At 66.5% G+C, this 20,857-nt stretch carries 18 protein-coding genes; 7 read left to right on the forward strand and 11 right to left on the reverse strand.

Going from position 1 to position 20,857, the window contains the following annotated elements; genetic code table 11:
- Positions 1-56 precede the first annotated feature (56 nt).
- From LGM89_RS25645 to LGM89_RS25660, 4 genes are all read right to left on the reverse strand, one after another.
- Positions 57-1,043, reverse strand: a complete 987-nt coding sequence (locus tag LGM89_RS25645) for a TauD/TfdA family dioxygenase (RefSeq protein WP_226274346.1) — start codon at positions 1,041-1,043, stop codon at positions 57-59.
- A gap of 76 nt (positions 1,044-1,119) precedes the next feature.
- Positions 1,120-2,430 (reverse strand): diaminobutyrate--2-oxoglutarate transaminase family protein, encoded by a 1,311-nt coding sequence (locus LGM89_RS25650; RefSeq protein ID WP_226274347.1) that lies wholly within the window; start codon positions 2,428-2,430, stop codon positions 1,120-1,122.
- Positions 2,431-2,637: 207 nt separating this feature from the next.
- Positions 2,638-3,588: a UDP-glucuronic acid decarboxylase family protein gene (locus LGM89_RS25655; RefSeq protein WP_089498882.1), complete on the reverse strand. Its 951-nt coding sequence runs from the start codon at positions 3,586-3,588 to the stop codon at positions 2,638-2,640.
- A gap of 155 nt (positions 3,589-3,743) precedes the next feature.
- Positions 3,744-4,463 carry a thioesterase II family protein gene (locus LGM89_RS25660; protein WP_226274348.1) on the reverse strand — a complete coding sequence of 240 codons (720 nt, stop codon included), beginning with the start codon at positions 4,461-4,463 and terminating at the stop codon, positions 3,744-3,746.
- Between the two features lie 505 nt (positions 4,464-4,968).
- Here LGM89_RS25660 and LGM89_RS25665 point away from each other — a divergent pair.
- The 3 genes from LGM89_RS25665 to LGM89_RS25675 all read left to right on the forward strand — a co-directional run bounded on the left by LGM89_RS25665 (position 4,969) and on the right by LGM89_RS25675 (position 8,224).
- Positions 4,969-5,379 carry a VOC family protein gene (locus LGM89_RS25665; protein WP_226274349.1) on the forward strand — a complete coding sequence of 137 codons (411 nt, stop codon included), beginning with the start codon at positions 4,969-4,971 and terminating at the stop codon, positions 5,377-5,379.
- A gap of 273 nt (positions 5,380-5,652) precedes the next feature.
- Positions 5,653-7,218: a methyl-accepting chemotaxis protein gene (locus tag LGM89_RS25670; RefSeq protein WP_226274350.1), complete on the forward strand. Its 1,566-nt coding sequence runs from the start codon at positions 5,653-5,655 to the stop codon at positions 7,216-7,218.
- A 475-nt stretch (positions 7,219-7,693) separates the two neighbouring features.
- Positions 7,694-8,224 carry an OsmC family protein gene (locus tag LGM89_RS25675; RefSeq protein ID WP_089429879.1) on the forward strand — a complete coding sequence of 177 codons (531 nt, stop codon included), beginning with the start codon at positions 7,694-7,696 and terminating at the stop codon, positions 8,222-8,224.
- A gap of 198 nt (positions 8,225-8,422) precedes the next feature.
- On the opposite strand, the gene LGM89_RS25680 is transcribed toward LGM89_RS25675, so the two are convergent.
- The 3 genes from LGM89_RS25680 to LGM89_RS25690 are packed head-to-tail and all read right to left on the reverse strand — an operon-like array spanning position 8,423 to position 11,098.
- Positions 8,423-9,244 (reverse strand): ABC transporter ATP-binding protein, encoded by an 822-nt coding sequence (locus LGM89_RS25680; RefSeq protein WP_089498878.1) that lies wholly within the window; start codon positions 9,242-9,244, stop codon positions 8,423-8,425.
- On the reverse strand, positions 9,241-10,095 hold the full coding sequence (locus LGM89_RS25685; protein WP_226274351.1) for an ABC transporter permease: 855 nt from the start codon (positions 10,093-10,095) through the stop codon (positions 9,241-9,243). Before LGM89_RS25685 ends, LGM89_RS25680 begins: the two co-directional genes overlap by 4 nt.
- Positions 10,096-10,105: 10 nt before the next feature.
- On the reverse strand, positions 10,106-11,098 hold the full coding sequence (locus LGM89_RS25690; RefSeq protein WP_226274352.1) for an aliphatic sulfonate ABC transporter substrate-binding protein: 993 nt from the start codon (positions 11,096-11,098) through the stop codon (positions 10,106-10,108).
- Between the two features lie 347 nt (positions 11,099-11,445).
- Here LGM89_RS25690 and LGM89_RS25695 point away from each other — a divergent pair, with 347 nt between their 5' ends.
- Positions 11,446-12,873 carry an MFS transporter gene (locus LGM89_RS25695; RefSeq protein ID WP_089429876.1) on the forward strand — a complete coding sequence of 476 codons (1,428 nt, stop codon included), beginning with the start codon at positions 11,446-11,448 and terminating at the stop codon, positions 12,871-12,873.
- Between the two features lie 262 nt (positions 12,874-13,135).
- Here the strand turns inward: LGM89_RS25695 and LGM89_RS25700 are convergent, their stop codons facing one another.
- Positions 13,136-14,530 (reverse strand): LLM class flavin-dependent oxidoreductase, encoded by a 1,395-nt coding sequence (locus tag LGM89_RS25700; protein ID WP_226274353.1) that lies wholly within the window; start codon positions 14,528-14,530, stop codon positions 13,136-13,138.
- On the reverse strand, positions 14,527-15,804 hold the full coding sequence (locus tag LGM89_RS25705) for an acyl-CoA dehydrogenase family protein (protein ID WP_226274354.1): 1,278 nt from the start codon (positions 15,802-15,804) through the stop codon (positions 14,527-14,529). The genes LGM89_RS25700 and LGM89_RS25705 overlap by 4 nt, the downstream gene beginning before the upstream one ends.
- A 292-nt stretch (positions 15,805-16,096) precedes the next feature.
- Between LGM89_RS25705 and LGM89_RS25710 the strand changes: the two genes are divergently transcribed.
- Entirely contained in the window at positions 16,097-17,335 is a 1,239-nt protein-coding gene (locus LGM89_RS25710) for an SfnB family sulfur acquisition oxidoreductase (RefSeq protein WP_226274355.1), read from the forward strand.
- Between the two features lie 205 nt (positions 17,336-17,540).
- Here LGM89_RS25710 and LGM89_RS25715 read toward each other — a convergent pair whose 3' ends face one another.
- A complete protein-coding gene (locus LGM89_RS25715) occupies positions 17,541-17,948 on the reverse strand; it encodes a DUF3224 domain-containing protein (RefSeq protein WP_226274356.1) in 408 nt (135 codons plus the stop codon).
- A 168-nt stretch (positions 17,949-18,116) separates the two neighbouring features.
- On the opposite strand from LGM89_RS25715, the gene LGM89_RS25720 reads away from it, so the two are divergent.
- Complete coding sequence (locus LGM89_RS25720; protein WP_226274357.1) at positions 18,117-18,761, forward strand: HD domain-containing protein; 645 nt, start codon at positions 18,117-18,119, stop codon at positions 18,759-18,761.
- A 198-nt stretch (positions 18,762-18,959) separates the two neighbouring features.
- On the opposite strand, the gene LGM89_RS25725 is transcribed toward LGM89_RS25720, so the two are convergent.
- Positions 18,960-19,940 carry a helix-turn-helix transcriptional regulator gene (locus LGM89_RS25725; RefSeq protein ID WP_226274358.1) on the reverse strand — a complete coding sequence of 327 codons (981 nt, stop codon included), beginning with the start codon at positions 19,938-19,940 and terminating at the stop codon, positions 18,960-18,962.
- A 123-nt stretch (positions 19,941-20,063) separates the two neighbouring features.
- Between LGM89_RS25725 and LGM89_RS25730 the strand changes: the two genes are divergently transcribed.
- Complete coding sequence (locus LGM89_RS25730; protein WP_226274359.1) at positions 20,064-20,726, forward strand: glutathione S-transferase family protein; 663 nt, start codon at positions 20,064-20,066, stop codon at positions 20,724-20,726.
- The last annotated feature ends 131 nt before the right edge of the window (positions 20,727-20,857 follow it).

The raw sequence follows: 20,857 nt of genomic DNA on the forward strand, positions 1-20,857 counted from the left end.
GGCGTTTCGCGCACCGGATCAATACGGCTTGCTATTGAGGTGCCCGCTCGCGCTCGCTAACGATCGGCGCTTCCTTCGAGGTCGGGCGCGTACGGGTCCAGCAGCGACACGACGACCTTGCGCTCGCCTTCGAACGGGTTGCGGCCATGCGCGAAGCGCATGTTGTCGACCAGCAGGACGTCGCCGCGCTGCCATGGGAACGTGATCGCGCATTCGCGGAACGCGTGGCGGATCTGCTCGAGGTCGGCGAGATCGAACGGACTCCCGTCGCCATGGCTGGCATTGCGCGGAACGCGATCCTCGCCGAACAGGCTGACGATCGAGCGGGCGAGCGAGGCGTCCAGGTTCGACAGATGGAACAGATGAGCCTGATTGAAGAACACCCGGTCGCCGGTGACCGGATGGTAGGCCACGCCCTGGTTGATCTGGGCGGTGCGCAGCGTGTCGTCGTCGAGCCATTCGTGCTCGATGCCGTTGTCCGCGCAGAAGGCGGCAACCTGGCTGCGGTCGCGGGTCTGGAACACGGTTTCCCACGGAATGTCGACGTGCCGCCGGTAGTGCCTGACATAGCGGACCTGTTTCGCTTCGAAGTGATCCAGGAGGCGCGGCCCGATCCGGCGGCTCACCTCCCGCATGTCGGCAATCGGCGTTTCGCCGCCGCTCGCGGCCGGCGTCAGGCAACAGAATGCGACTCTCAGCGGCCAGCTTCGTTGATATGCGTTTTCGCAATGAAGGGCGATCGTCTCGCTCGGCGGATACTCGGTCGCGGTGAAGATGCCGTTGCCGATCGAGGTGCGCGGCGTGGAACGATAGACGTAGTCGGACTGACGGGCCGAAATCGCGTGAGCAAACGCTTCGAAGCCGCCCACGGATGAAACGTCGAAGCCGCGAAACAGCAGTGCACCATGTTCCAGGAGCCGGGATTCGAGTGCCGCCCGGTTGTCGTTCACCGCCTGCGCGAGATCACGCCCGTTCGACACGGGTTCCAGCAGCCACGGCGAGCTACCCTCGGCAAGCAGCTTGCGTTCCGTCATGCCCAGCATCGTCAATAGTCCTTTCCTGTACGTGGATCACGGCGAAGCCGAACGGGTCGGCCTGCGTGGTCGCGCCGCGGTGCGGCTATGCACGGCAGGCCGTTTCCACGGCATGCTCGAAGCGATTGAGGATTTCGTGGATATCCGCTTCCGAAACGATCAGCGGCGGCAGGAACCGGAGTACCGCGCCGTTGCGGCCGCCGGTTTCGACGATGAGCCCGTTTCGCAGGCAGTTCCGCTTGATGGCCTTGGCCCGTTCCGTGTGGGACGGGCCGGCTCGGCCATGGGTGCCGGGCACGACGACTTCGGCGCCGATCATCAGGCCGCGGCCGCGAATCTGGCCCAGGCACGGAAAGCGTTCGGCAAGCCCCTCGAGGCCGGCAACCAGCAGTTTGCCGACCCGGTCCGCGTGCGCCGACAGATTCTCCCGTTCGACGATGCGCATGGTCGACAAGCCGGCCACCATCGCAATCTGGTTGCCTCGAAAGGTGCCGGCATGCGCGCCGGGCGGCCAGGTGTCCAGGCGCTCGTCATAGACCACCACCGATAACGGATAGCCGCCGCCGAATGCCTTCGACAGCACCAGGACGTCCGGCCGGATGCCGGAATGCTCGATCGCGAACAGCGCGCCGGTTCGGCCGAGTCCGGTCTGCACTTCATCGACGATCAACGGGATTTCATGCCGCAGCGTCAGCTCACGCAACTCGATCAACCAGGTGTCGGGAGCGGGGATGCAGCCGCCTTCGCCTTGCACGACTTCGACGATGATCGCCGCCGGTTTGGTGATCCCGCTCTCGGGATCGGACAGGACGGTCCGGATGTAGTTGATGCTGAGTTGATCGGTCGCCGAGCCGTCGGTGCCGAACGGGCAGCGAAAGGCATAGGGATAGGGCAGGAAATGAACGTCGCGTCCGTTGCCGCCGGCCGACTTGGGCGTGAGGTTTCCCGACGCGGCGAGTGCGCCGGCCGTCATGCCGTGGTAGGCGCCGTGGAACGCCATGATCGTCGGGCGGCCCGTATGGTGCCGGGTCAGCTTGATCGCCGCTTCGACGCCATCCGCACCACTGGGGCTGCAAAACTGGATCTTGCCGGATTCGGCGATCTTCCCGGGCAGGAGCGAGAAGAGCTGCTCGACGAACGCATGCTTGGCCGGCGTCGCCAGGTCGAGTGCCTGTTGCATCTGGTCGGACGACAGAAACCGCATCACGGCTTCATTGACTTCCGGGTGATTGTGTCCGAGCGCGAGCGTGCCCGCATTCGACAGGCAGTCGATGTATTCCTGCCCGTCGGCGTCGCGTACGCGGATGCCCTTGGCATGGGTAAACAGCCGCGGGAAAGAGCTTGCGTAGGTTCGCGCGTTCGATTCGACCTGCTTAAGATACTCGAGTTTTTCCATGCGCGAAGATCCGGCTTGCGAGGCGGATTGATGGACACTGGCGCACGAGAATCGCTTCATCCTGGCCAATGGTGTTAACGGTACGACCGGATTGGAGCATGGTCTCCGTATCCCGTCTGTCACGTAAAAATGGGACATCGGCCAGGCGACGTCACCCCGTCATGCCATTGCCTTCCGATCGTCTAAGCGGGGCTTCCAGGCGCGACATCAGGCAGCGAGGGTCGAGCAGAAATAATCGATGGTCCGCCGCAGCCCCGTTTCGAGCCCGATCGTCGGCTCCCAGTCGAGGTGGGCGCGTGCGAGGCTGATGTCGGGGCAACGTTGGGTCGGATCATCCTTCGGCAGCGGACGGAACACGAGCCGCGACTTCGAGCCGGTCAGGCGCAGGATGATCTGCGCCAGTTCGCTGACCGCGATCTCGTGCGGATTGCCGAGGTTGATCGGGCCGGTGAGGTCCGCGGGCGTGGCCATCATCCGGATCAAACCGTCGACCATGTCGTCGACATAGCAGAAGGCCCGGGTCTGGCTGCCGTCGCCATACAGCGTGATGTCGTCGCCGCGCAGCGCCTGCACGATGAAGTTGGACACCACGCGGCCGTCGTTGGGATGCATGCGCGGCCCGTACGTGTTGAAGATGCGTACCACCTTGATTCGCACGTTCTGCTGGCGGTGATAGTCGAAGAACAGCGTCTCCGCGCAACGTTTGCCTTCGTCGTAGCAGGCGCGCGGCCCGAGCGGGTTGACGTTGCCGCGGTAACTTTCCGGTTGCGGGTGCACGTCGGGGTCGCCGTACACCTCGCTCGTCGAGGTTTGCAGAACGCGCGCATGCGTGCGCTTGGCGAGCCCCAGCATGTTGATCGCGCCCATCACGCTGGTCTTGGTGGTCTGCACGGGATCGAATTGATAGTGGATCGGCGAAGCCGGGCAGGCGAGGTTGTAGATTTCGTCCACCTCCACGTACAACGGAAAGGTCACGTCGTGGCGCAGCGCCTCGAAGCTCGGGTTGCCGAGCAGCGCCGCGACGTTCTGCTTCGTGCCGGTGAAATAGTTGTCGACGCACAAGACGTCGTGACCGAGTTCGACGAGACGCTCGCAAAGATGCGAACCGAGGAAACCCGCACCACCCGTTACGAGGATTCGCTTTCGATTACGTTGCACAATGGCACTCCAGGTATCGCGCGCAGGGAAGCGACGCGGCCTCCCCGCATGCGTGGCCGGCCCGCGGCGCCGGCAGGGGAGCGGATCAGGCGCGCGGGCGTTTTCATTCGACGATTACGGCACCGGCCGGCACGCCGATCGCGAGGATCGGCCCGTCATGCCCGCAGCGCGCTCGACGCGGCGTGCTCCGCACGCCGCATGCGCGCCGCGATGATGCCGGCCATCGTCCGCATTTCGTTTCTCAGAAAGAAATGATCTCCGTCGAAGACGTGAAAATCGAAGCGCCCGGTCGTCGCGGCGCCCCAACCTTCAACGGCATCGACGGGCACCTCTTTATCGGCCCGGCCCGCGAACGCGGTGATGTCCACTGCCAGCCGGGGCCCGGGCACGGGCCGGTGGTTTTCGATCAGCGTGAAATCCGCACGCAGCGCCGGCATCAGCAGCGCCATCAGTTCGCCGTTGTCCAGCACCGCTCTCGGTGTGCCGCCCATCCCGCGCAGCGCATCGATGAAGGCGCGATCGTCCAGCGCCTGCATGCGCCGATCGTGGCGCTCCTGGCCCGGTGCGGCACGCGCGCTCACGAACAGATGCCGCAGGTTCGGTCGTGCGTGGGCGGGAAGCCGCAGCGCCAGTTCGGCCGCAATGGCCGCGCCCATGCTGTGTCCGAGCAGCGCGAAGGGACGATCGAAGCAGTCGTCCAGGTCGCGCAGCAACGTGTCGACCAGCGTCGCCATGTCGCGGACGGCAGGCTCGGACAGGCGGCTGCCTCGGCCGGCAAGTTCATGACGGCACACTTCGATGCCGGGTAACGACGCTTGCAGCGCGCGATAGACGGCGGCCGAGCCGCCCGCATAGGGAAAACAGATCAGACGCATGCGGGTGGGGACTCGAGCGGCTCGTTGGCTGCCGGCGCACCGGCGATGGCGCTATTCAAATTCACGTGTTCGGCGTTTTTCACCATTCAGGTTCCAGTCGTTGTTGGCATGGCGATGCGTCGGCAAGCCTCACTTGGAGAGCAACGGGTGCGGCAGCGACGCACGTGTTGGCTTACACGTCGATAGCCGGTTCGTCGTCGCTGTGCACAAGCCGTGCGTCAAGCACGTCGGAAGTCATCGAAGCACTGATTGGCTTCATGGAAATTCAAGGTGTGCGTGCCGCCCGGGTTCGGAATGCGCCCGATCCGGCTCGGCATGAGTTAAACATGAGGCCGCGCGGATGTATGTCGTAGGAAGAGGGGACGCGCGTCGTCGGCCATGTCGAATCCGTCCCTATCTGAATGGATGGCGGCGTGAACACCGCGGAGCGCAGCGTCGCCCCCTTTGCCGACAGAAAGAGCGCGGCGCACAATACCCCCGGAAATCTCTTCGGAGGCTGCCCGACATGGCCAGGTTCCAGCCCGATGGATGGCACACCGTCACGCCCCGGATCGTCGTGCCGGATCCGCAAAACCTGATCGAATTCATCCGGACGGTATTTCACGCGCGGGGCGAGTACCGCCCGGGGTTGCCTGCGGAAATCAGGATCGGCGATTCCGTCGTGATGATCAGCGGGGAAGATGGCCTGCGTGAGCCGATGCCGGCATTCCTGTACGTGTATGTCGAGGATGCCGACCTGACCTATCGGCGGGCGCTTGCAGCGGGTGCGACCGCGCTCGAAGCCCCCGCCGACATGCCATACGGCGACAGGCGGGCGATGGTGCAGGATCCGTGGGGGAATCGATGGCAGATCGCAACGCATCAGCGCGACCTGTCGGTGGACGAGATTCGTTCGAGGCTGACGAACGGCGGCTAGATACCCGTCGGGGTGCGTCGAAGTGATCAGGATGCCTTTCTTCACTCCCAGGGGATCATCGGCACGGCTTCGTGCGCCCGTCGCGTACCGCTTCGCCGCTGCGCCTGTCGCAATCGTCAAGATTCACGTCGCGTATCGGTAAAACCTCCCCGTTCCCGCCGCCGTTAACCCGTTCGCAGCCCATGCGCCCCGTGTTGCGACACGGCGCGCGTCTTTCGTGATCCGGAATCCACATCCGCCGCTGGCCGCGCCCGGCCGGCGCAAGGGAACGTCATGCGAAAACAACTCACTATCCGTGGTGGCCTCGTCGCGACCATCGCCGGCTATACCGTGCTGCTCGTGCTGGTGGTCGGCGCGAGCATCGCGGCCCTCTATATGGGCAACGGTTCGCTCGAGGCGATGTACCGCGACGACACCGCGTCGCTGCTGCACCTGAAGACCAGCTCCGAGCGCATGCTCGTGCTGCGCGAACGCATGAGCGACGTCGCGCAGATCATCAGCGCCGGCCACTCGGGCAAGGAAGAGATCGCGAAACTCCGCACGCTTCTCAAGCAGAGCAACGACGAACTGGATGCCTATGCGGGGCTGCACGCGCGCAACGCCGACGAGCAGGCGCTGTTCGACACGCTGCAGAATCGCCGTCGGGCGTTGCTCGACGGCGTGTTCCTGAAGGCGCTCTCGCAACTCGACGGCGACGACGGCTTCGGCTTCCTCGACACGCAACGTACCGCGCCGCCCGAACTGTTCGCCGCCTACCAGGAGGCGATCGATGCGCTCGAGGCGTTCCAGGTCGCGCGCGAAAAGGCGCGTTATGACGCGGCCGGCGTGCAGTTCCACCGGATCGTGTGGGGGATGGCGGCGGTCGCGGCCTTCGCACTCGTCGTCGGCTTCCTTGCGCAGCGCGTGCTTGCGAAGGCGATCATCGAGCCGATCAAGCTCGCGGTCGGCCAGTTCGAGAAGATCTCGACAGGCGACCTGACCGGAACGGTCGTCGTGCCCGGCGAGAACGAGATGGCCTATCTGCTGCATGCGCTGAAGCGGATGCAGGACGGCCTCGTCGTCACCGTGAACCAGGTGCGCGCGAGCACGGAGACGATCGTCGGCGACGTCCGCACGATCGCGAGCGGCAACGTCGACCTGTCGGCGCGCACCGAGCAGCAGGCCGTTTCGCTGCAACAGGCGGCGGCGAGCGTCGAGCAGCTGACGGCGGCCGTGCGCCAGAACGCGGACAACGCGCGCGATGCGCGCACCTATGTCGAAGGCGCGGCCGGGATCGCGTCGCGCGGCGGCGAGGCGATGCAGCGCGTGGTCGAGACGATGTCGGCGATTTCGCTCAGTTCCACGCGGATCTCCGGGATCGTCGGCGTGATCGAAAGCATCGCATTCCAGACCAACATCCTTGCATTGAACGCTGCCGTCGAAGCCGCGCGCGCCGGCGAGCAGGGGCGCGGCTTCGCGGTCGTCGCGACGGAGGTGCGCGGGCTCGCGCAGCGCTGCGCGTCGGCGGCGAAGGAGATCCGCGAACTGATCGGCCATTCCGCGCAGCGTGTCGAGGACGGCAGCGGCCTCGTCGCGCTGGCCGGTTCGGCGATGGCCGAGCTCGTCGCGGCGGTCGAGCGCGTCAACATGATCATGAGCGAAACCGGCCAGGCGTTCGAGGAGCAGGCGTCGGGCATCGAGCAGGTGAACGCCGCGGTCATCCAGATGGAGCAGACGATGCAGCGCAATGCCGCGCTGGTCGAGGAGGCCGCGGCCGCGGCGCTGTCGCTCGACGAACAGGGCGCGCGGCTGAGTGCGGCGGTTGCGCAATTCCGTCTGCGTGACGAAGCCCTCGCCTGATGCACCGATACGGGCGACCGGGAGCGGGATCGACGGGCCGGCTTGCCGCGAACGCGGTGCACCGGCGTCGAAGCGGCACATTTCTGGTGCGGACTTCCTGACTGCCGGTGTCGACGCGATCCCTGCACCGGCGCGGTGAAGCACGACGATCGGCCGATCGCCGAACGCGATGCGACGCGGTCTGCGTTCAGGGGCCGCGAGGCAGCACGGCGTCGCCGCGATCCTTGCCGGTCAAGGCGGACGGGGAATTTCTTCAACGTTCTCCACAGGGTTATGCACGGAAATTGTGGATAACTCGAGGAGATGAACGACAGCCGAAAATTGCCGAGCGCGCATGCCGCAATGTGACATCACATCCGGCGAATTGCTTTGCTGGATTGATCGTTTAGTGGCGGTCGCGGAAGGGAATAGCATGAAGCTCCTCTCGATTGGCCGCCGTATGCGTGGCCAGTCATTGCGACCGTATCGGCCCGACATGACGACACTGAACGACTATCTCGAACAAAAGCGCGACGCGTGGCTCGCGAAAAAGGAAGCCGCCCGCAGCAATCCCGAACTCAAGGCGACCCCGCTGAAAGCGACCGTGCGCGCGCTGGGCCGCAGCGGCGTGCGGGAGATCCGCATTCGCGACTTCCAGGTGATCAGCGACAGCCCGCCCGATTTCGCGGGCTACAACCTCGGGCCGGCGTCGCCGGAGCTGCAGCTCGGCGTGCTCGGCAGTTGCCTGACGCACATCACGCTGATCCAGGCCGCGGAGCGCGGCCTGAAGATCGACTCGATCGAGGTCGAGGTGACCGGCGACCAGCATCCGCTCGCGCAGCAACCGGGGTTCGAGCATGTGCCGGTGTTCCCGCATAACCTTCGCTACACGCTCGATATCGTGTCGCCCGAACCGCCGGAGACGATTCGGGCACTGCATCAGGCGGTCGAGGCCATCTGCCCGATCTTCAACCTGCTGAGACTGCCGCAGACGATCGACGGCGAGTTGCGGCATACGCACGGTTGAAGTGCGCCCGGTGGGTTGCAGCATGTCACCTCGCTGAGCGGTGAGCAGGCGCGCGATACCTCGCGCACCCTGGCGGCGCTCCGATACGGCTGCGATTCCTGCAGCACCGGTATTCGATGACGGATGCGTCGCCCCCGGCGCTGAACGCGTGCCGAATCGTGGCCGGGCGACGCCCGTCGTGAATGGGCCGGCGCGAAGTCAGGCTTCGGAGGCCTGAAGGTCGCGCGTTCGGCGCGTCGTCTCGTCGGCACGATCCTGAAGCTGCTGGAATGCGTCCAGCAGCCGCGCGCGCAGCACGGCCAGCGTCGGGTCGCGCCGATCGCGCGGCCGGGCGACCCCGACGTGGATCTCGTCGTCGATGCGGCCCGGATTGGGCGCGAGCATCAGCACGCGATCGCCGAGATACAGCGCTTCGTCCAGATCGTGCGTGACGACGATCGCGGCCGTCCGGTGCCGCGCGACGACATCGAGCAGCAGCGTCTGCAGCCGCATCCGGGTGATCGCATCGACCGCGCTGAACGGTTCGTCGAGCAGCAGCAGGTCGGGCTCGCCGAACAGCCCGCGCGCGATCGCCGCGCGCTGCGCCATTCCCCCCGACAACGTGGCCGGCAGTTGCCGGGCGACCCCGGCCAGGCCGACTTCGTCGAGCAGCCGGGCGACGGCCGGCTCGCGCCCGCCGCGCGGGCCGGCCGCAAAGCCGACGTTGTCCGCGATCGATAGCCACGGCAGCAGCCGCGGCTCCTGGAAGATCACGCCGGCGCGCGGGGACGGGCCGTCGAGCGCGACGCCGCCCAGCTTCACGCTGCCGCGGTAATCGGTGTCGAGGCCGGCGACGATCCGCAGCAGCGTGCTCTTGCCGCAACCGCTCGGACCGACCACGCAGACGATCTCGCCGCGCGCGACCTGCAGCGGGACGTCGGCGAGGATCGTGCGATCGCTGTAAAGCTTGCGGGTGATGCGCACGTCGAGCAGCGGAGTCGCGGAGCGCGCCGCCGTGGGTACGGAAGAACGGGTGCTCATAGAGACCCCTTACGTGGCGTGGGGTCGAATGCGTCGCGCCAGCCGAGCCAGCGCGACTCGATGCGCGCCATCGCGCCGTCGGTCAGCTTGCCGAGCAGCGCCAGCAGCAGGATCGCCCCGAACACGAGATCCGGGCGGCCGGTTTCGCGGCCGTCGCTCAACAGGAAGCCGAGCCCGCGCGTGGCCGCGATCAGCTCCGCGGCGACCATGAACATCCACGCGAGGCTGAGGCCGGTGCGCAAGCCGGTGACGATCTGCGGCAGCGCGGCCGGCAGCAGGATGCGGCGGAACAGCGCGAACGGGCCGAGCCGGTACACCGCGCCGAGTTCGACGAGCTTGCGGTCGACGTCGCGAATGCCGGCGACCACCGCGAGATGGACCGGGAAGAACGCGCCGATGGCGATCAGCGTGATCTTCGGTGCTTCGTCGATGCCGAGCCACAGCAGCAACACCGGCACCCACGCGAGCGACGGAATCGCGCGCAGCGCCTGGAACGTCGGCTCGAACAGTGCGTCGATCCGGCGGCTCAGGCCCATCGCCGCGCCGACGACGAGCGCGAGTCCCGCGCCCGCCGCGAACCCCGCCGCGACCCGCAGCGTACTCGCGCCGACATGGCGCGCCACGCGTGTGACGCCGAGGCGGGCGAGCGTGTCGAGAATCTCGCTCGGTGCGGGGACAAGATGATTCGGCAGCCAGCCTTGCCGCACGACGACCTCCAGCAACGCGAGCGCCGCGAACGGCAGCGCGAGGCCCGCGATCCGCCACCGGCGGAGCGGATCGCGCCGGCGGGCGGTTGGCGAAGCGGGGCGGCGGGGCGCGAGCGTGTCGTCGCGGGCGGCGGTGTCGGTCATGGGCGGCAGCTCAGCGCGATGCGTCGACGAGCGGGCGCGCGAACGACGGATCGATCAGCGTATCGACGATCTTCGCGGGATCGACGCCGGGCTTGGTCAGCTGTTCGGCCGTCAACACCGGGGCGGCCGCCTTCAGCGCCGCGCGCTGGGTGTCGCCCGGAACGGGATCGCTGAAGTCGTTGCGCTGCAGCTGCAGTTTCGCCACCGGCAGCGACACCTTCGATTCGTCGGCGACGATCTGGGCGGTATCGGCCGGGTGCGCGATGATCCACTGTCGTGCGCGATCGTAGACTTTCAGCACGCGCGTGACCGCCTGCGGGTACTGGCTGGCGAACGCGTCGCGGACGTTCAGGAAACCATAGGTGTTGAACGTGACATTGCGATAGAGCAAGCGCGCGCCGTCGTCGAGCTGCGCCGCGGCCATGTGCGGATCGAGGCCGGCCCACGCATCGACCTGGCCGTTCGCAAGCGCGGTGCGCCCGTCCGGATGCTGCAGGTTGACGATCTCGACGTCGTCGCGGGTCAGGCCGACCGTGTGCAGCGCGCGTAGCGTGAACAGGAACGGATCGGTGCCGCGCGTCGCGGCGATCTTCTTGCCCTTCAGGTCCGCGAGCGAGCCGATCGGCGAATCCTTGCGGACCACCAGCGCGGTCCACTCGGGGCGGGAGAACACGTAGACCGTATGGATCGGGTTGCCGTTCGCGCGCGCGAGCACCGACGCGAGGCCCGCGGCGGATCCGAAATCGACCGCACCGCTGTTCAGGTATTCGAGCGCACGATTGCTGCCCAGGCTCAGCACCCAGCGAATCGACGTGCGGTCGGCCTTGAATTCGTCTTCGAGCCAGCCGAAGTGGCGGATCACCAGGCTCTCCGGCGAGTAGTACGCGTAGTCGACGCGGATCTCCGCGGGCGTCGCGGCGCGCGCATGCACCGAAACGAGGCTGGCGAACGCGGCAACGACGAGGGCCGCGGATTGCCACGCGCGGGACCAGGACAGCTTCATCGGGGATTCTCCGGAAGGGCGGCAAGGTGCCGCGAACAGGAAGGGTGACCGGACAATGTAACGAAGCAGCGGCGCGCCGTGAACGAAGCAATTCGCGATTGAACATGCACGCTGCTGCTAAGCGTGGATGACGAGCAACTTTATGACGCGGGCCGATTAATTTATCGATTTATATCGCTTGGGATAACGGAATCGGGAGAACAGAATGCGTGCTGCCGGAACGTAATGGCGTCGCGTGGTGGGAAGCGCTCGGCTGCCTGGGTTCTCTACCGGTCGCGATTGAATACGCCCGACTTCCGGCTCCATGCGGACATCGCCGATCATTCGGCGAAAAACTAAGGAATGCGATGAGTTCGATCGATCTGAACGCCGTGACACCGGTATCCTCGCCCATTCGCTCGGCAAGCGACGTCGCGCGGCTGATCAACACGGTGGACAGCTCGGTCAGCCATGCCCGGATGATCGTGCTGCTGGCGCTGGGCGGCGTGTTTCTCGATGCGTACGACCTGACGACGTTGTCCTACGGGATCGACGACGTGGCGCGCGAGTTCGGCCTGACACCGGCGCTGACCGGGCTGGTCGGGTCGGCGATCATGATCGGCACGATCTTCGGCAGCCTGATCGGCGGATGGCTGACCGACAAGATCGGCCGCTATCAGGTGTTCATGGCCGACATGCTGTTTTTCGTGGTCGCGGCAATCGCGGCTGGGCTCGCGCCGAACGTCTGGGTGCTGATCGGCGCGCGCTTCGTGATGGGGCTCGGGGTCGGCATCGACCTGCCCGTCGCGATGGCGTTTCTCGCGGAATTCTCGAAGTTCAACGGCCGCGGCAACAAGGCGTCGCGGCTCGCGGCGTGGTGCCCGATGTGGTACGTGGCGTCGTCGGCCTGCTTCCTGCTGATCTTCGGGCTGTATTTCCTGCTGCCCGCCGAGCATGCGGGATGGCTGTGGCGCGCGTCGTTGATCTTCGGTGCGGTGCCGGCGCTCGTCATCATTCTGTTCAGGAACCGGTTCATGAACGAATCGCCGCTGTGGGCCGCGAACCAGGGTGACCTGGCCAATGCCGCGCGGATCCTGCGCGAGTCGTACGGGATTCATGCACACGAAGCAGAGGACGCCCGACGCGCGCCGAGCCAGCCGCCCGTGCGCATTCGCGTGCTGTTCCAGCGACCGTACCTGGGGCGTACGATCGTCGCCAGCGTGATGAACCTGTGCATCCCGTTCGAATACACGGCGATCGCGTTCTTCCTGCCGTCGATCCTGTCGCAGTTTCTCGGCGCGGGCGTGTTCGAAACGATCGCGGCGTCGCTGGCGCTGAACGTGCTGTTTGCATTCACTGGCGGCTTGCTGGGCATGCGCCTTGCCCATCGCCATGCGTCGCGGCATGTCGCGATTGCGGGCTTCGCGCTGCAGTTCGTCGCGCTCGTGGCGCTCGCGCTGGCAGGGCATCCGCATGGCGCGCTCGCGATCGGCTTCGTGCTGTTGATGCTCGGCACCTGGCTGTTCGCAGAAGGGTTCGGGCCCGGCGCGCAGATGATGATCTATCCGACGCTGTCGTATCCGGCGGCGATCCGCGGCACCGGCGTCGGCTTCGGGCGTTCGCTGTGCGGCATCGGCCAGGCGCTCGCGCTGTTCGTGCTGCCGATCCTGCAGGCGCGGCTCGGCACGGACATGTTCTGGGTCGTCGCGATCAGCGCCGCCACGCCGATCGTGTTCCTGTTGATCGTGCGTTATGAGCCGACGGCGCGGGATATCGATGATGACGGCGGTGTTTGAACGCGGTCGAGGTTAGTCTTCCTCAGGGAAACGCGCGCACGGTGGGTGCGCGCGTCGTCGTGGGTTGCCGCAGCCGCACGTTTCGCCCGCTCGATGGACGAGCGCGGAAGCGCAGCCCGCATCGGGTGTCGAATGAGGGGAGAGGGGTGATCAGGTAGCGGCGTGTCGGGCGAGTCGTGGCCCGACGCACCGGTTGTTGCTCATCGTGAAGCCGGCCGGCCCGCACACAGCAGGACGACCAGCTGCCGAATGGTCGTCGCGCTCAGGCGGCCACCCGCTCGGCATCGCGCTTGACCTGCTCGATGTCGCGATACTGCGCGGCCGGATGCTCGTCCGGCAGCCGCGCCGACCCGCCGAACAGTTTCTCGCGCAGCGTGCCCGGCGCATAGCCGGTCGGATACACGCCGCGCCGCTGCAATTCGGGGACGAGATAACGCACGACATCCTCGAAGGTTTCGTGCGCCACCGCATACGCGAGGTTGAAGCCGTCCACGTCGGTGGCGGCGACCCATTCCTGCAGGATGTCCGCGACGGTTTCCGCCGAGCCGACGAACACCGGCCCCAGGCCGCCGATGCCGCCCCAGGCCGCCAGCTCCTCGATCGTCCACGCGGTGTCACCGCCCGCCAGGTGCTCGACCGCCGACACGATCGCATTCGTTTCGACGCGCCGGACGGGATCGTTCGGCGCGTACTGGCCGAAGTCGATGCCGGTCCAGCCGGACATGAACACCAGCGAGCCGTCGTACGACACGTACTTGCGGTATTCGTCGAACTTGGCCTGCGCCTTCTCGTCGGTCTCGTCGACGATCACGGTGACGAGGTTGTAGATCAGGACCTTGCTCGCGTCGCGCCCGGCGGCCGTGGCCTGCGCGCGCACATCGGCCACGTAGCGCGCGAGCTGCGGGCGGGTCGGCGCGGCGACGAACACGCATTCCGCGTGCTGCGCGGCGAACGCCTTGCCGGGGCCGGACGCGCCGGCCTGGAACAGCACCGGCGTGCGCTGCGGCGACGGCTCGCACAGGTGGTAGCCCGGCACGTCGAAGAAGCGGCCCTTGTGGCCGATCTCGTGCACCTTCTCCGGATGCGTGAACACGCGGCCGTCGCGATTGCGCACGACGGCGCCGTCTTCCCAGCTGCCCTCGAACAGCTTGTACAGCACCTCGACGTATTCGGCCGCGACCGCATAGCGGTCATCGTGCGTGCGCAGGCCGTGATCGCCGACGTTCTTCGCGCCGCTTTCGAGGTAGGACGTGACGATGTTCCACGCGAGCCGGCCCTTCGTGTGATGGTCGGCGGTCGACAGCCGGCGCGCGAACGTGTACGGGTGCTCGAACGTCGTCGATGCGGTGATGCCGATGCCGAGATGCTCGGTCGCCATCGCGATCGGCGCGGCGAGCTGCAGCGGATCGTTGACCGGGATCTGCGCGGCCTGGTGCAGCGCGTGGTAATTGCTGCCCTTGTAGACGTCGTAGTAGCCGATCACGTCCGCGATGAAGATCGCGTCGAAAATCCCGCGTTCGAGCACGCGCGCGAGGTCGGTCCAGTAGTCGAGATCCTTGTATTGCCACGACCGGTCGCGCGGATGGGCCCACAGCCCGGGCGACTGGTGGCCGACGCAGTTCATCTCGAACGCATTGAAGCGGATGGTCTTGCTCATTGGGCGGCTCCTGTCTCTGCATGGGTGCTCGTGTTTGAACTCGCACCCGGGCCGTTGCCGATCTGCCAGACGAACGGCGGCGTGCGCCCGTTGATGACCCAGTCGCCGACGATCCGCGCCTTGTAGACGAGCGGATTGTGCGACGACACGGTGCGCGCGTTGCGCCAGTGACGATCGAGCGCCGTCGTGCTGCGGGTCGCCGACGCGCCGAGCGCGTCGAACAGGCGTGTCGCCGCACGCAGCACGAGGTCCGACACGACGAGCTGGCTTTGCGCGGATTCGATCTCGGCCGCGACGTTCGCATCGTGCTCGGCCGCCTCGTCGCCGCCGAAGTGCGCTTCGTAGGCCCGTTGCAGTGGCTGCGCGGCGTGCAGCGCGAGCGCGTCGGCCGCATAGGCCCACGACGCGATTTCGCCGATCACCTGCTGCAGCTGCGCGTCGTCGGCCGCGCGCGGGGCGTTGCCGTGGCTGTACACGCGGGTGCGGCGGCGCACCAGGTCGCCCGCGTCGCGCACGATCGCGTGGCCGATGCCGGCCAGCGTCGCGACGTGGAAGAGCTGGTAGAACGCCGTCTGGTACTTGAAGCGTCGCGCGAAGTCGATCACGTCCCGCGCGTCGACCGTCGCGTCCTCGAAGCGCGTGGTGCCGCTGCCGGTCGTCGTCTGGCCGAAGCCGTCCCAGTCGTCTTCGCGGATCACGCCGGGCTGCGCGGTCGCGACGGCGACGATCACGTCGCGGCCGTCGTCCGCGCGCTGCGCGAACACGTCGATCCAGTCGGCGAACAGGCTGCCGGTGCTGTAGAACTTCCGGCCGTTCAGCACGAGCCGGCCATTTTTTTCGGATACCTTCGTGATGGTCTGGCCGAGCGCCACGTCGCCGGTTTCCGTCCATGCATTGCCGACGAGCTGGCCGCTCGCGAAGCGGTCGAACCAGATCTGGCGATCGGCGCCGAGCGGCGCGTTCAGCCAGTCCTCGACGAACGCGAAGTGCCCGCGCAATGCCTGCGGCAGATTGGAATCGGCGGTAGCGAGCTCGGTCAGCAGCCGGAACAGCTGCGGCAGTGACGCGCCGGCGCCGCTATCGCGCACCGGCAGCCGCACGGCGCCGAAGCCGGCGTCCTTCAGCCAGCCGATCGCCTCGTGGGGCAGTTCTCGACGCCGTTCGCGTTCCGCGGTGCCGGCCGCGATGCGTTCGAAGATCGGCCTGAAGCGGCTGGCAAGCGCGTCATAATCGGTGCCGGTGGAAAGTTCGGTTGCTGCGGGAGACGAAGTCATGCGGTGATCCTTGAAAGGCAGGGCCGTCGATGCCGGCAGGCCAGTATAGGAAGCACGCTGCTGACGATCCAATAACGGATTCGTACATCGTTATCGTCACCGGGCATTACGCAGGCGAGGCGGCGTGGCATCGATGCGGGGGCGTCGATATCGTCGCTGACGCGCGGTGCATTGCGGGCCGCGCACTGCATCGTTTGTCATGCGAAGGAATATCGTTGTGCGAATCGCTCGGTTTGCCGGCGTGCGCGGCGCTGCTAGATTGAACGTTTCCGTCAATCAGCAGGAGAGCCCGATGTCAGAGACGAGCGCCACGATCCAGGAACGGCCGGCCGATCCGCAACCGAAAGCGGCCCGCGTGATCGCCGACGACGCGCAGGCCATCGCGGCCGCGCATGCGCTTGCGCAGCGGCTCGCGGAAGGGGCGGCCGTGCGCGACCGGGAGCGCCGGCTGCCGCGTGACGAGATCGAATGGTTCTCGCAGTCGGGGCTGTGGGCCATCACCGTGCCGAAGGCTTACGGCGGCGCGGGCGTGTCGCACGTGACGCTGACCGAGGTGGTGAAGATCGTCGCGGCGGCCGATCCGTCGCTCGGGCAGTTGCCGCAGAATCATTTCGGGCTGGTCGACGTGATCGCGCTGACCGGCACCGACGCGCAGAAGCGCCACTTGTTCTCGGAAGTGCTGAGCGGCAAGCGGTTCGGCAACGGCTTTTCGGAGAAGGGCACGAAGCACGTGCTCGACCTGAAGACGCGCGTGCGGCGGGACGGCGACGATTACGTCGTCGACGGCACCAAGTTCTATTCGACCGGCGCGCTGTTCGCGCACTACGTGCCGGTGCTCGGCCTCGACGACACGGGCCACGCGTGGCTCGCGTACATTCGCCAGCCCGCGCCGGGACTGACCGTGATCGACGACTGGTCGGGGTTCGGGCAACGGACCACCGCGAGCGGCACCGTCGTGCTCGACAACGTGCGCGTGCCGGCGTCGCACGTGCTGCCGGCGCAGCGCGTGTCCGACCTGCCGACGCTGAACGGCCCGCTGTCGCAGATCATCCAGGCCGCGATCGACGCGGGCATCGCGAAGGCCGCGCTCGACGATACGCTGGCGTTCGTGCGCTCGCGCACGCGGCCGTGGGTCGACAGCGGCGTCGAGCGGGCGGCGGACGATCCGCTGACGATTCGCGAGGTCGGCCATCTGCACATCCAGCTGCATGCGGCGGAGGCGCTGCTCGAGCGCGCGGCGCGTACGCTCGACGAGATCGCGGCGCGCGGCGACGTGACCGAGGATGACGTCGCGCGCGCATCGGTGGCGGTGGGCGAGGCGAAGGTGCTGACGACGGAAATCGCGCTGCTCGCGGGCGAGAAGCTGTTCGAGCTGGCGGGCACGCAGTCGACGCTGGCCGAGCACAACCTCGACCGGCACTGGCGCAATGCACGCACGCATACGCTGCACGATCCGGTGCGCTGGAAATATCACCTCGTCGGCAACTACTACCTGAACGGCGTGCGACCGGCGCGCCATGCGTGGAATTGAACGCGTTGCGATCGTGGTGTCATGGCTCGGTGAAGGGGGAGTGCGTCGCCGCGGTCGAACGCATCCGCGTGTTCACGAGCGAAACCGGCAATGCGTTCGTCGAAGCGCAATTGCCGGGTACCGGGCAGCTGAATGCTGCATGGAGGGCGTCAATACCCTGGCGCGGCGACACTACGAAGCAGCCGTATCCGTTGCATGAGCCGGCTTACCGAGGCGATTCGGGCAACGTGTAGTCGAGGCGGTACGAATGCAGGCCGTTGTCGATGGTGATGGTCATCGAGCCGGCGAGCCCCAGCAATTCTCCGGTGCCCGAATCGGGCACGACGGTGATCGACTGCTGCGGCTGCCCGCGCGTCATGGTGGAGCTGTGCTGCAGGACGAAACTGCCGTGGCGGCCGCCCAGCGCGCCTTGCACGGTTTCCATTGCCACATAGCCGGCGGAGCCCGGGACACTGCTTCGAAACGCGAGCATCTCTCCCTGGCTGACGGCTTCCAGGTCGCCGTGATACTGCTTGTCCAGCGACATGCGGCCGAGCCCGGTCTGTTCCGCGACGGCACTCAGGGATTCCGGGTTCAGCTTCACTTCAAACGGACCATTGGCCAGCAGTGTCATTGCAGCGCTCCTCGTCGAATTGGCAACCCGCACTATAAGTCAACCGGGTGCCACCGGAGGTAACGGTTTGCCTGACAGGTCGGAATCACGGGCGGAACGGATGGCGGGTCGTATGCCGCGCGGCGCTTGCGGCGATAATCGGCATCCCGACCTCGACCGCTTTCCCCGATGACTCTCCCTGCGTTCGCACCCTTTCAGGATCTGGCCAACACCTTGCTGGCGCACTGGCGCGATGCCAATGGCGACGGCTCGCACGATACGTCGCATCTCCAACGCGTATGGAAGAGCGCGGCCGCGATCCAGGCGCAGGAGGGCGGCGACGCGGAGGTGCTGTTGGCGGCGACGCTGCTGCACGACTGCGTGGCGGTGGAGAAGGATTCGCCACTTCGCGCGCAGGCATCGCGGCTGTCGGCGGAGAAGGCCCGGCAGGTGCTGAAGTCGCTGGACTGGCCGGATGCGAAGGTCGACGCGGTTGCGCATGCGGTCGAGGCGCACAGTTTTTCGGCCGGTGTCGTGCCGAAGACGATTGAAGCCAAGGTGCTGCAGGATGCCGACCGGCTCGATGCGATCGGCATGGTGGGCGTCGCACGGTGTTTCTATGTCGCGGGCCGGCTGTGCAGCGCGTTGTATGACCCGGCCGATCCGCATGCATCTGCACGGGAACTCGACGACACGCGATTCGCGATCGATCACTTCCGCACGAAACTGCTGAGGCTTTCAACCGGTTTTCAGACCGTCACCGGCACGCGTATGGCGATCGTGCGCCGCGATCGATTGCAGCGCTTTCTCGACGAGTTCTCCGACGAGATCTGACTGTGCCGATGCGCCTTCAGATACCGACGGTGTCTGACGCGCACGGCTCGATGCGGATGACGGTCGCGTCGACGCGAGAGCATCGGCTCTGCCCGCGAACCTCCGTTGGATTGAAACGCGCGACGTCAAACTTGACGAAGACTCAACGGTTCCATTGTTTCGAATCGTCGTGTCCACGTCGTCGCGCAACGCGATGCTTCAATCGTCACCGGCCTGATATAGCGCCTGCACCTGCGCCAACTCGTCGATGAATTGATCCTTGAGCGCTTGCGGCCCGAGGATCTTCACGTGCGCGCCGAACCCCAGCAATTTCCGCGCGCCGTGCTCGATCGATTCGATCGGCATCAGGAACGCCGTCCATCCCGGCGGCACCTCCGTGTCGCCTTGTTCCTGCGCGACAGGCTCGGCCTTGATCCGCGCGTTGGCCAGCCAAGTTTCGCCGCGCGGCGACACGGCGATATGGGCGGTCAGCCGATTGAGGTCGGCTTCGTACCGGCTCATCGCGTCGCGCCAGTGCGTCGCGAGGTCGAATCGCGCGGGCCGCTTGAAGCGGCGGCGCGATGCATCGAGTTCGAGGATATTCGCGAGCCGGAACGTGAGTGCGCCGGGCTTGCCGGCCACCCTGGCAACCAGGTACCACGCGCCGCCCTTGAGCACCAGGCCGAGCGGTTCGAGTGCGCGGCGGGACGCGCCGCGCCAGCTCTGGTATTTCACGTCGATACGATATGAACCCCACACCGCATCGGCCACTTCACGCAGGAATGCCGGCGTTTCCTGCGCGCGGTACCAGTCGACGGTGTCGACGTGCAGCCGGCTGGCGACGCGATCGGCATGCTCGCGCGAGCCGGGCGGCAGGCTCGCGATCATCTTCAGCCGCGCGGAAGTCGCCATGCCGTCGAGGCCCAGTTCTCTCGCCGGCCCGGGCAGGCCCGCCAGAATCAGCGCGTGCGCTTCGTGCTCGGTGAGCCCGGTGAGATCGGTACGCCAGCCGTCGCTCAACTGAAAGCCGCCGTTGCGGCCGCGATCGCCCCAGATCGGCACGCCGGCCACGGAGAGCTGGTCGATGTCGCGCAGGATCGTGCGCTCGGATACTTCCAATGCTTCGGCGAGCGCCGGTGCGGTCATCCGGCCGCGCGCTTGCAGCATCATCATGATCGACAACAGGCGGCTCGCTTTCATGAGCGACACGTTACCTCAAATATCTGACATGAGGTGTCATGTTATCGGGCTTATGCTTTCGCGCATTCCCGATCCGTTTCATCGACGCGGGTGACGCAGCATGACATCACGAGGGATCAAACAATGAAGATCATTTCCGGGCCGCTGAGCATGTTTGGGGCGAAGGTCGAGATTGCCGCGCACGAGAAGGACATCGACTTCGAGCTGGTGATGGTGCCGTTCAGCCAGCGTCGCGGCTACGATCCCAGGCATCCGGACGTGTTGCGGATCAACCCGAAGCGGCAGGTGCCGGTGCTGATCGACGGCGATCTGGATCTCTTCGATTCCACGCAAATCTTCGAGTATCTCGAGGACCTGAAGCCCGATCCCGCGCTATGGCCGGCGCATCCGGCGGCGCGCGCGATCGCGCGTCAGCTCGAACATTGCAGCGACGAAATCTATTTTCCGCATGTCGTCAGGCTGATGGGGCTGGAGGAGACACCGGACGATCCGGCGGCACAGGCTGCACGCGCCGCGGCGGCGCAATACTATCGGCGCATGGAGCACGTGCTGGCGGATCGCGCGTTTCTGGCCGGAACGTATTCCTATGCCGACATCGCGTTCTACATGGCGCAGTTGTTCGGCGCGCGCAAGGGCGCACCGATGACGGACGAGACGCCCCGCCTGCTCGCGTGGCGTGAACGGATGACGGCACGCCCCGCCGTGCGCAAGGTCGCCGGCGCGATGGCCGGCTATCTTGCCTCGATCGATGAAGCGGTTCCCGATTTTCTTTGCGGGCTCGACTAGCGCCTTCCGGCCTCCGGCCTTGCGGAGTGGACGACCTTCAGTCTGCGATTCGAGCGGAAGAATTGCAGGCGTGCACACGCCGGGTGATGGGTGCGGTTGCGTAACCGACAAGAGGCGTCGACACCCGGCAA

It is taken from the genome of Burkholderia sp. AU31624 (assembly GCF_020420065.1).
Classification (GTDB): Bacteria; Pseudomonadota; Gammaproteobacteria; order Burkholderiales; family Burkholderiaceae; genus Burkholderia.

Excerpts from the sequence above, each read along its gene's own strand:
- LGM89_RS25645 (WP_226274346.1), bottom strand. The coding sequence starts at position 1,043 with ATGCTGGGCATGACGGAACGCAAGCTGCTTGCCGAGGGTAGCTCGCCG.
- LGM89_RS25650 (WP_226274347.1), bottom strand. The coding sequence starts at position 2,430 with ATGGAAAAACTCGAGTATCTTAAGCAGGTCGAATCGAACGCGCGAACC.
- LGM89_RS25660 (WP_226274348.1), bottom strand. The coding sequence starts at position 4,463 with ATGCGTCTGATCTGTTTTCCCTATGCGGGCGGCTCGGCCGCCGTCTAT.
- LGM89_RS25665 (WP_226274349.1), top strand. The coding sequence starts at position 4,969 with ATGGCCAGGTTCCAGCCCGATGGATGGCACACCGTCACGCCCCGGATC.
- LGM89_RS25670 (WP_226274350.1), top strand. The coding sequence starts at position 5,653 with ATGCGAAAACAACTCACTATCCGTGGTGGCCTCGTCGCGACCATCGCC.
- LGM89_RS25675 (WP_089429879.1), top strand. The coding sequence starts at position 7,694 with ATGACGACACTGAACGACTATCTCGAACAAAAGCGCGACGCGTGGCTC.
- LGM89_RS25680 (WP_089498878.1), bottom strand. The coding sequence starts at position 9,244 with ATGAGCACCCGTTCTTCCGTACCCACGGCGGCGCGCTCCGCGACTCCG.
- LGM89_RS25685 (WP_226274351.1), bottom strand. The coding sequence starts at position 10,095 with ATGACCGACACCGCCGCCCGCGACGACACGCTCGCGCCCCGCCGCCCC.
- LGM89_RS25690 (WP_226274352.1), bottom strand. The coding sequence starts at position 11,098 with ATGAAGCTGTCCTGGTCCCGCGCGTGGCAATCCGCGGCCCTCGTCGTT.
- LGM89_RS25695 (WP_089429876.1), top strand. The coding sequence starts at position 11,446 with ATGAGTTCGATCGATCTGAACGCCGTGACACCGGTATCCTCGCCCATT.
- LGM89_RS25700 (WP_226274353.1), bottom strand. The coding sequence starts at position 14,530 with ATGAGCAAGACCATCCGCTTCAATGCGTTCGAGATGAACTGCGTCGGC.
- LGM89_RS25705 (WP_226274354.1), bottom strand. The coding sequence starts at position 15,804 with ATGACTTCGTCTCCCGCAGCAACCGAACTTTCCACCGGCACCGATTAT.
- LGM89_RS25710 (WP_226274355.1), top strand. The coding sequence starts at position 16,097 with ATGTCAGAGACGAGCGCCACGATCCAGGAACGGCCGGCCGATCCGCAA.
- LGM89_RS25715 (WP_226274356.1), bottom strand. The coding sequence starts at position 17,948 with ATGACACTGCTGGCCAATGGTCCGTTTGAAGTGAAGCTGAACCCGGAA.
- LGM89_RS25720 (WP_226274357.1), top strand. The coding sequence starts at position 18,117 with ATGACTCTCCCTGCGTTCGCACCCTTTCAGGATCTGGCCAACACCTTG.
- LGM89_RS25725 (WP_226274358.1), bottom strand. The coding sequence starts at position 19,940 with ATGAAAGCGAGCCGCCTGTTGTCGATCATGATGATGCTGCAAGCGCGC.
- LGM89_RS25730 (WP_226274359.1), top strand. The coding sequence starts at position 20,064 with ATGAAGATCATTTCCGGGCCGCTGAGCATGTTTGGGGCGAAGGTCGAG.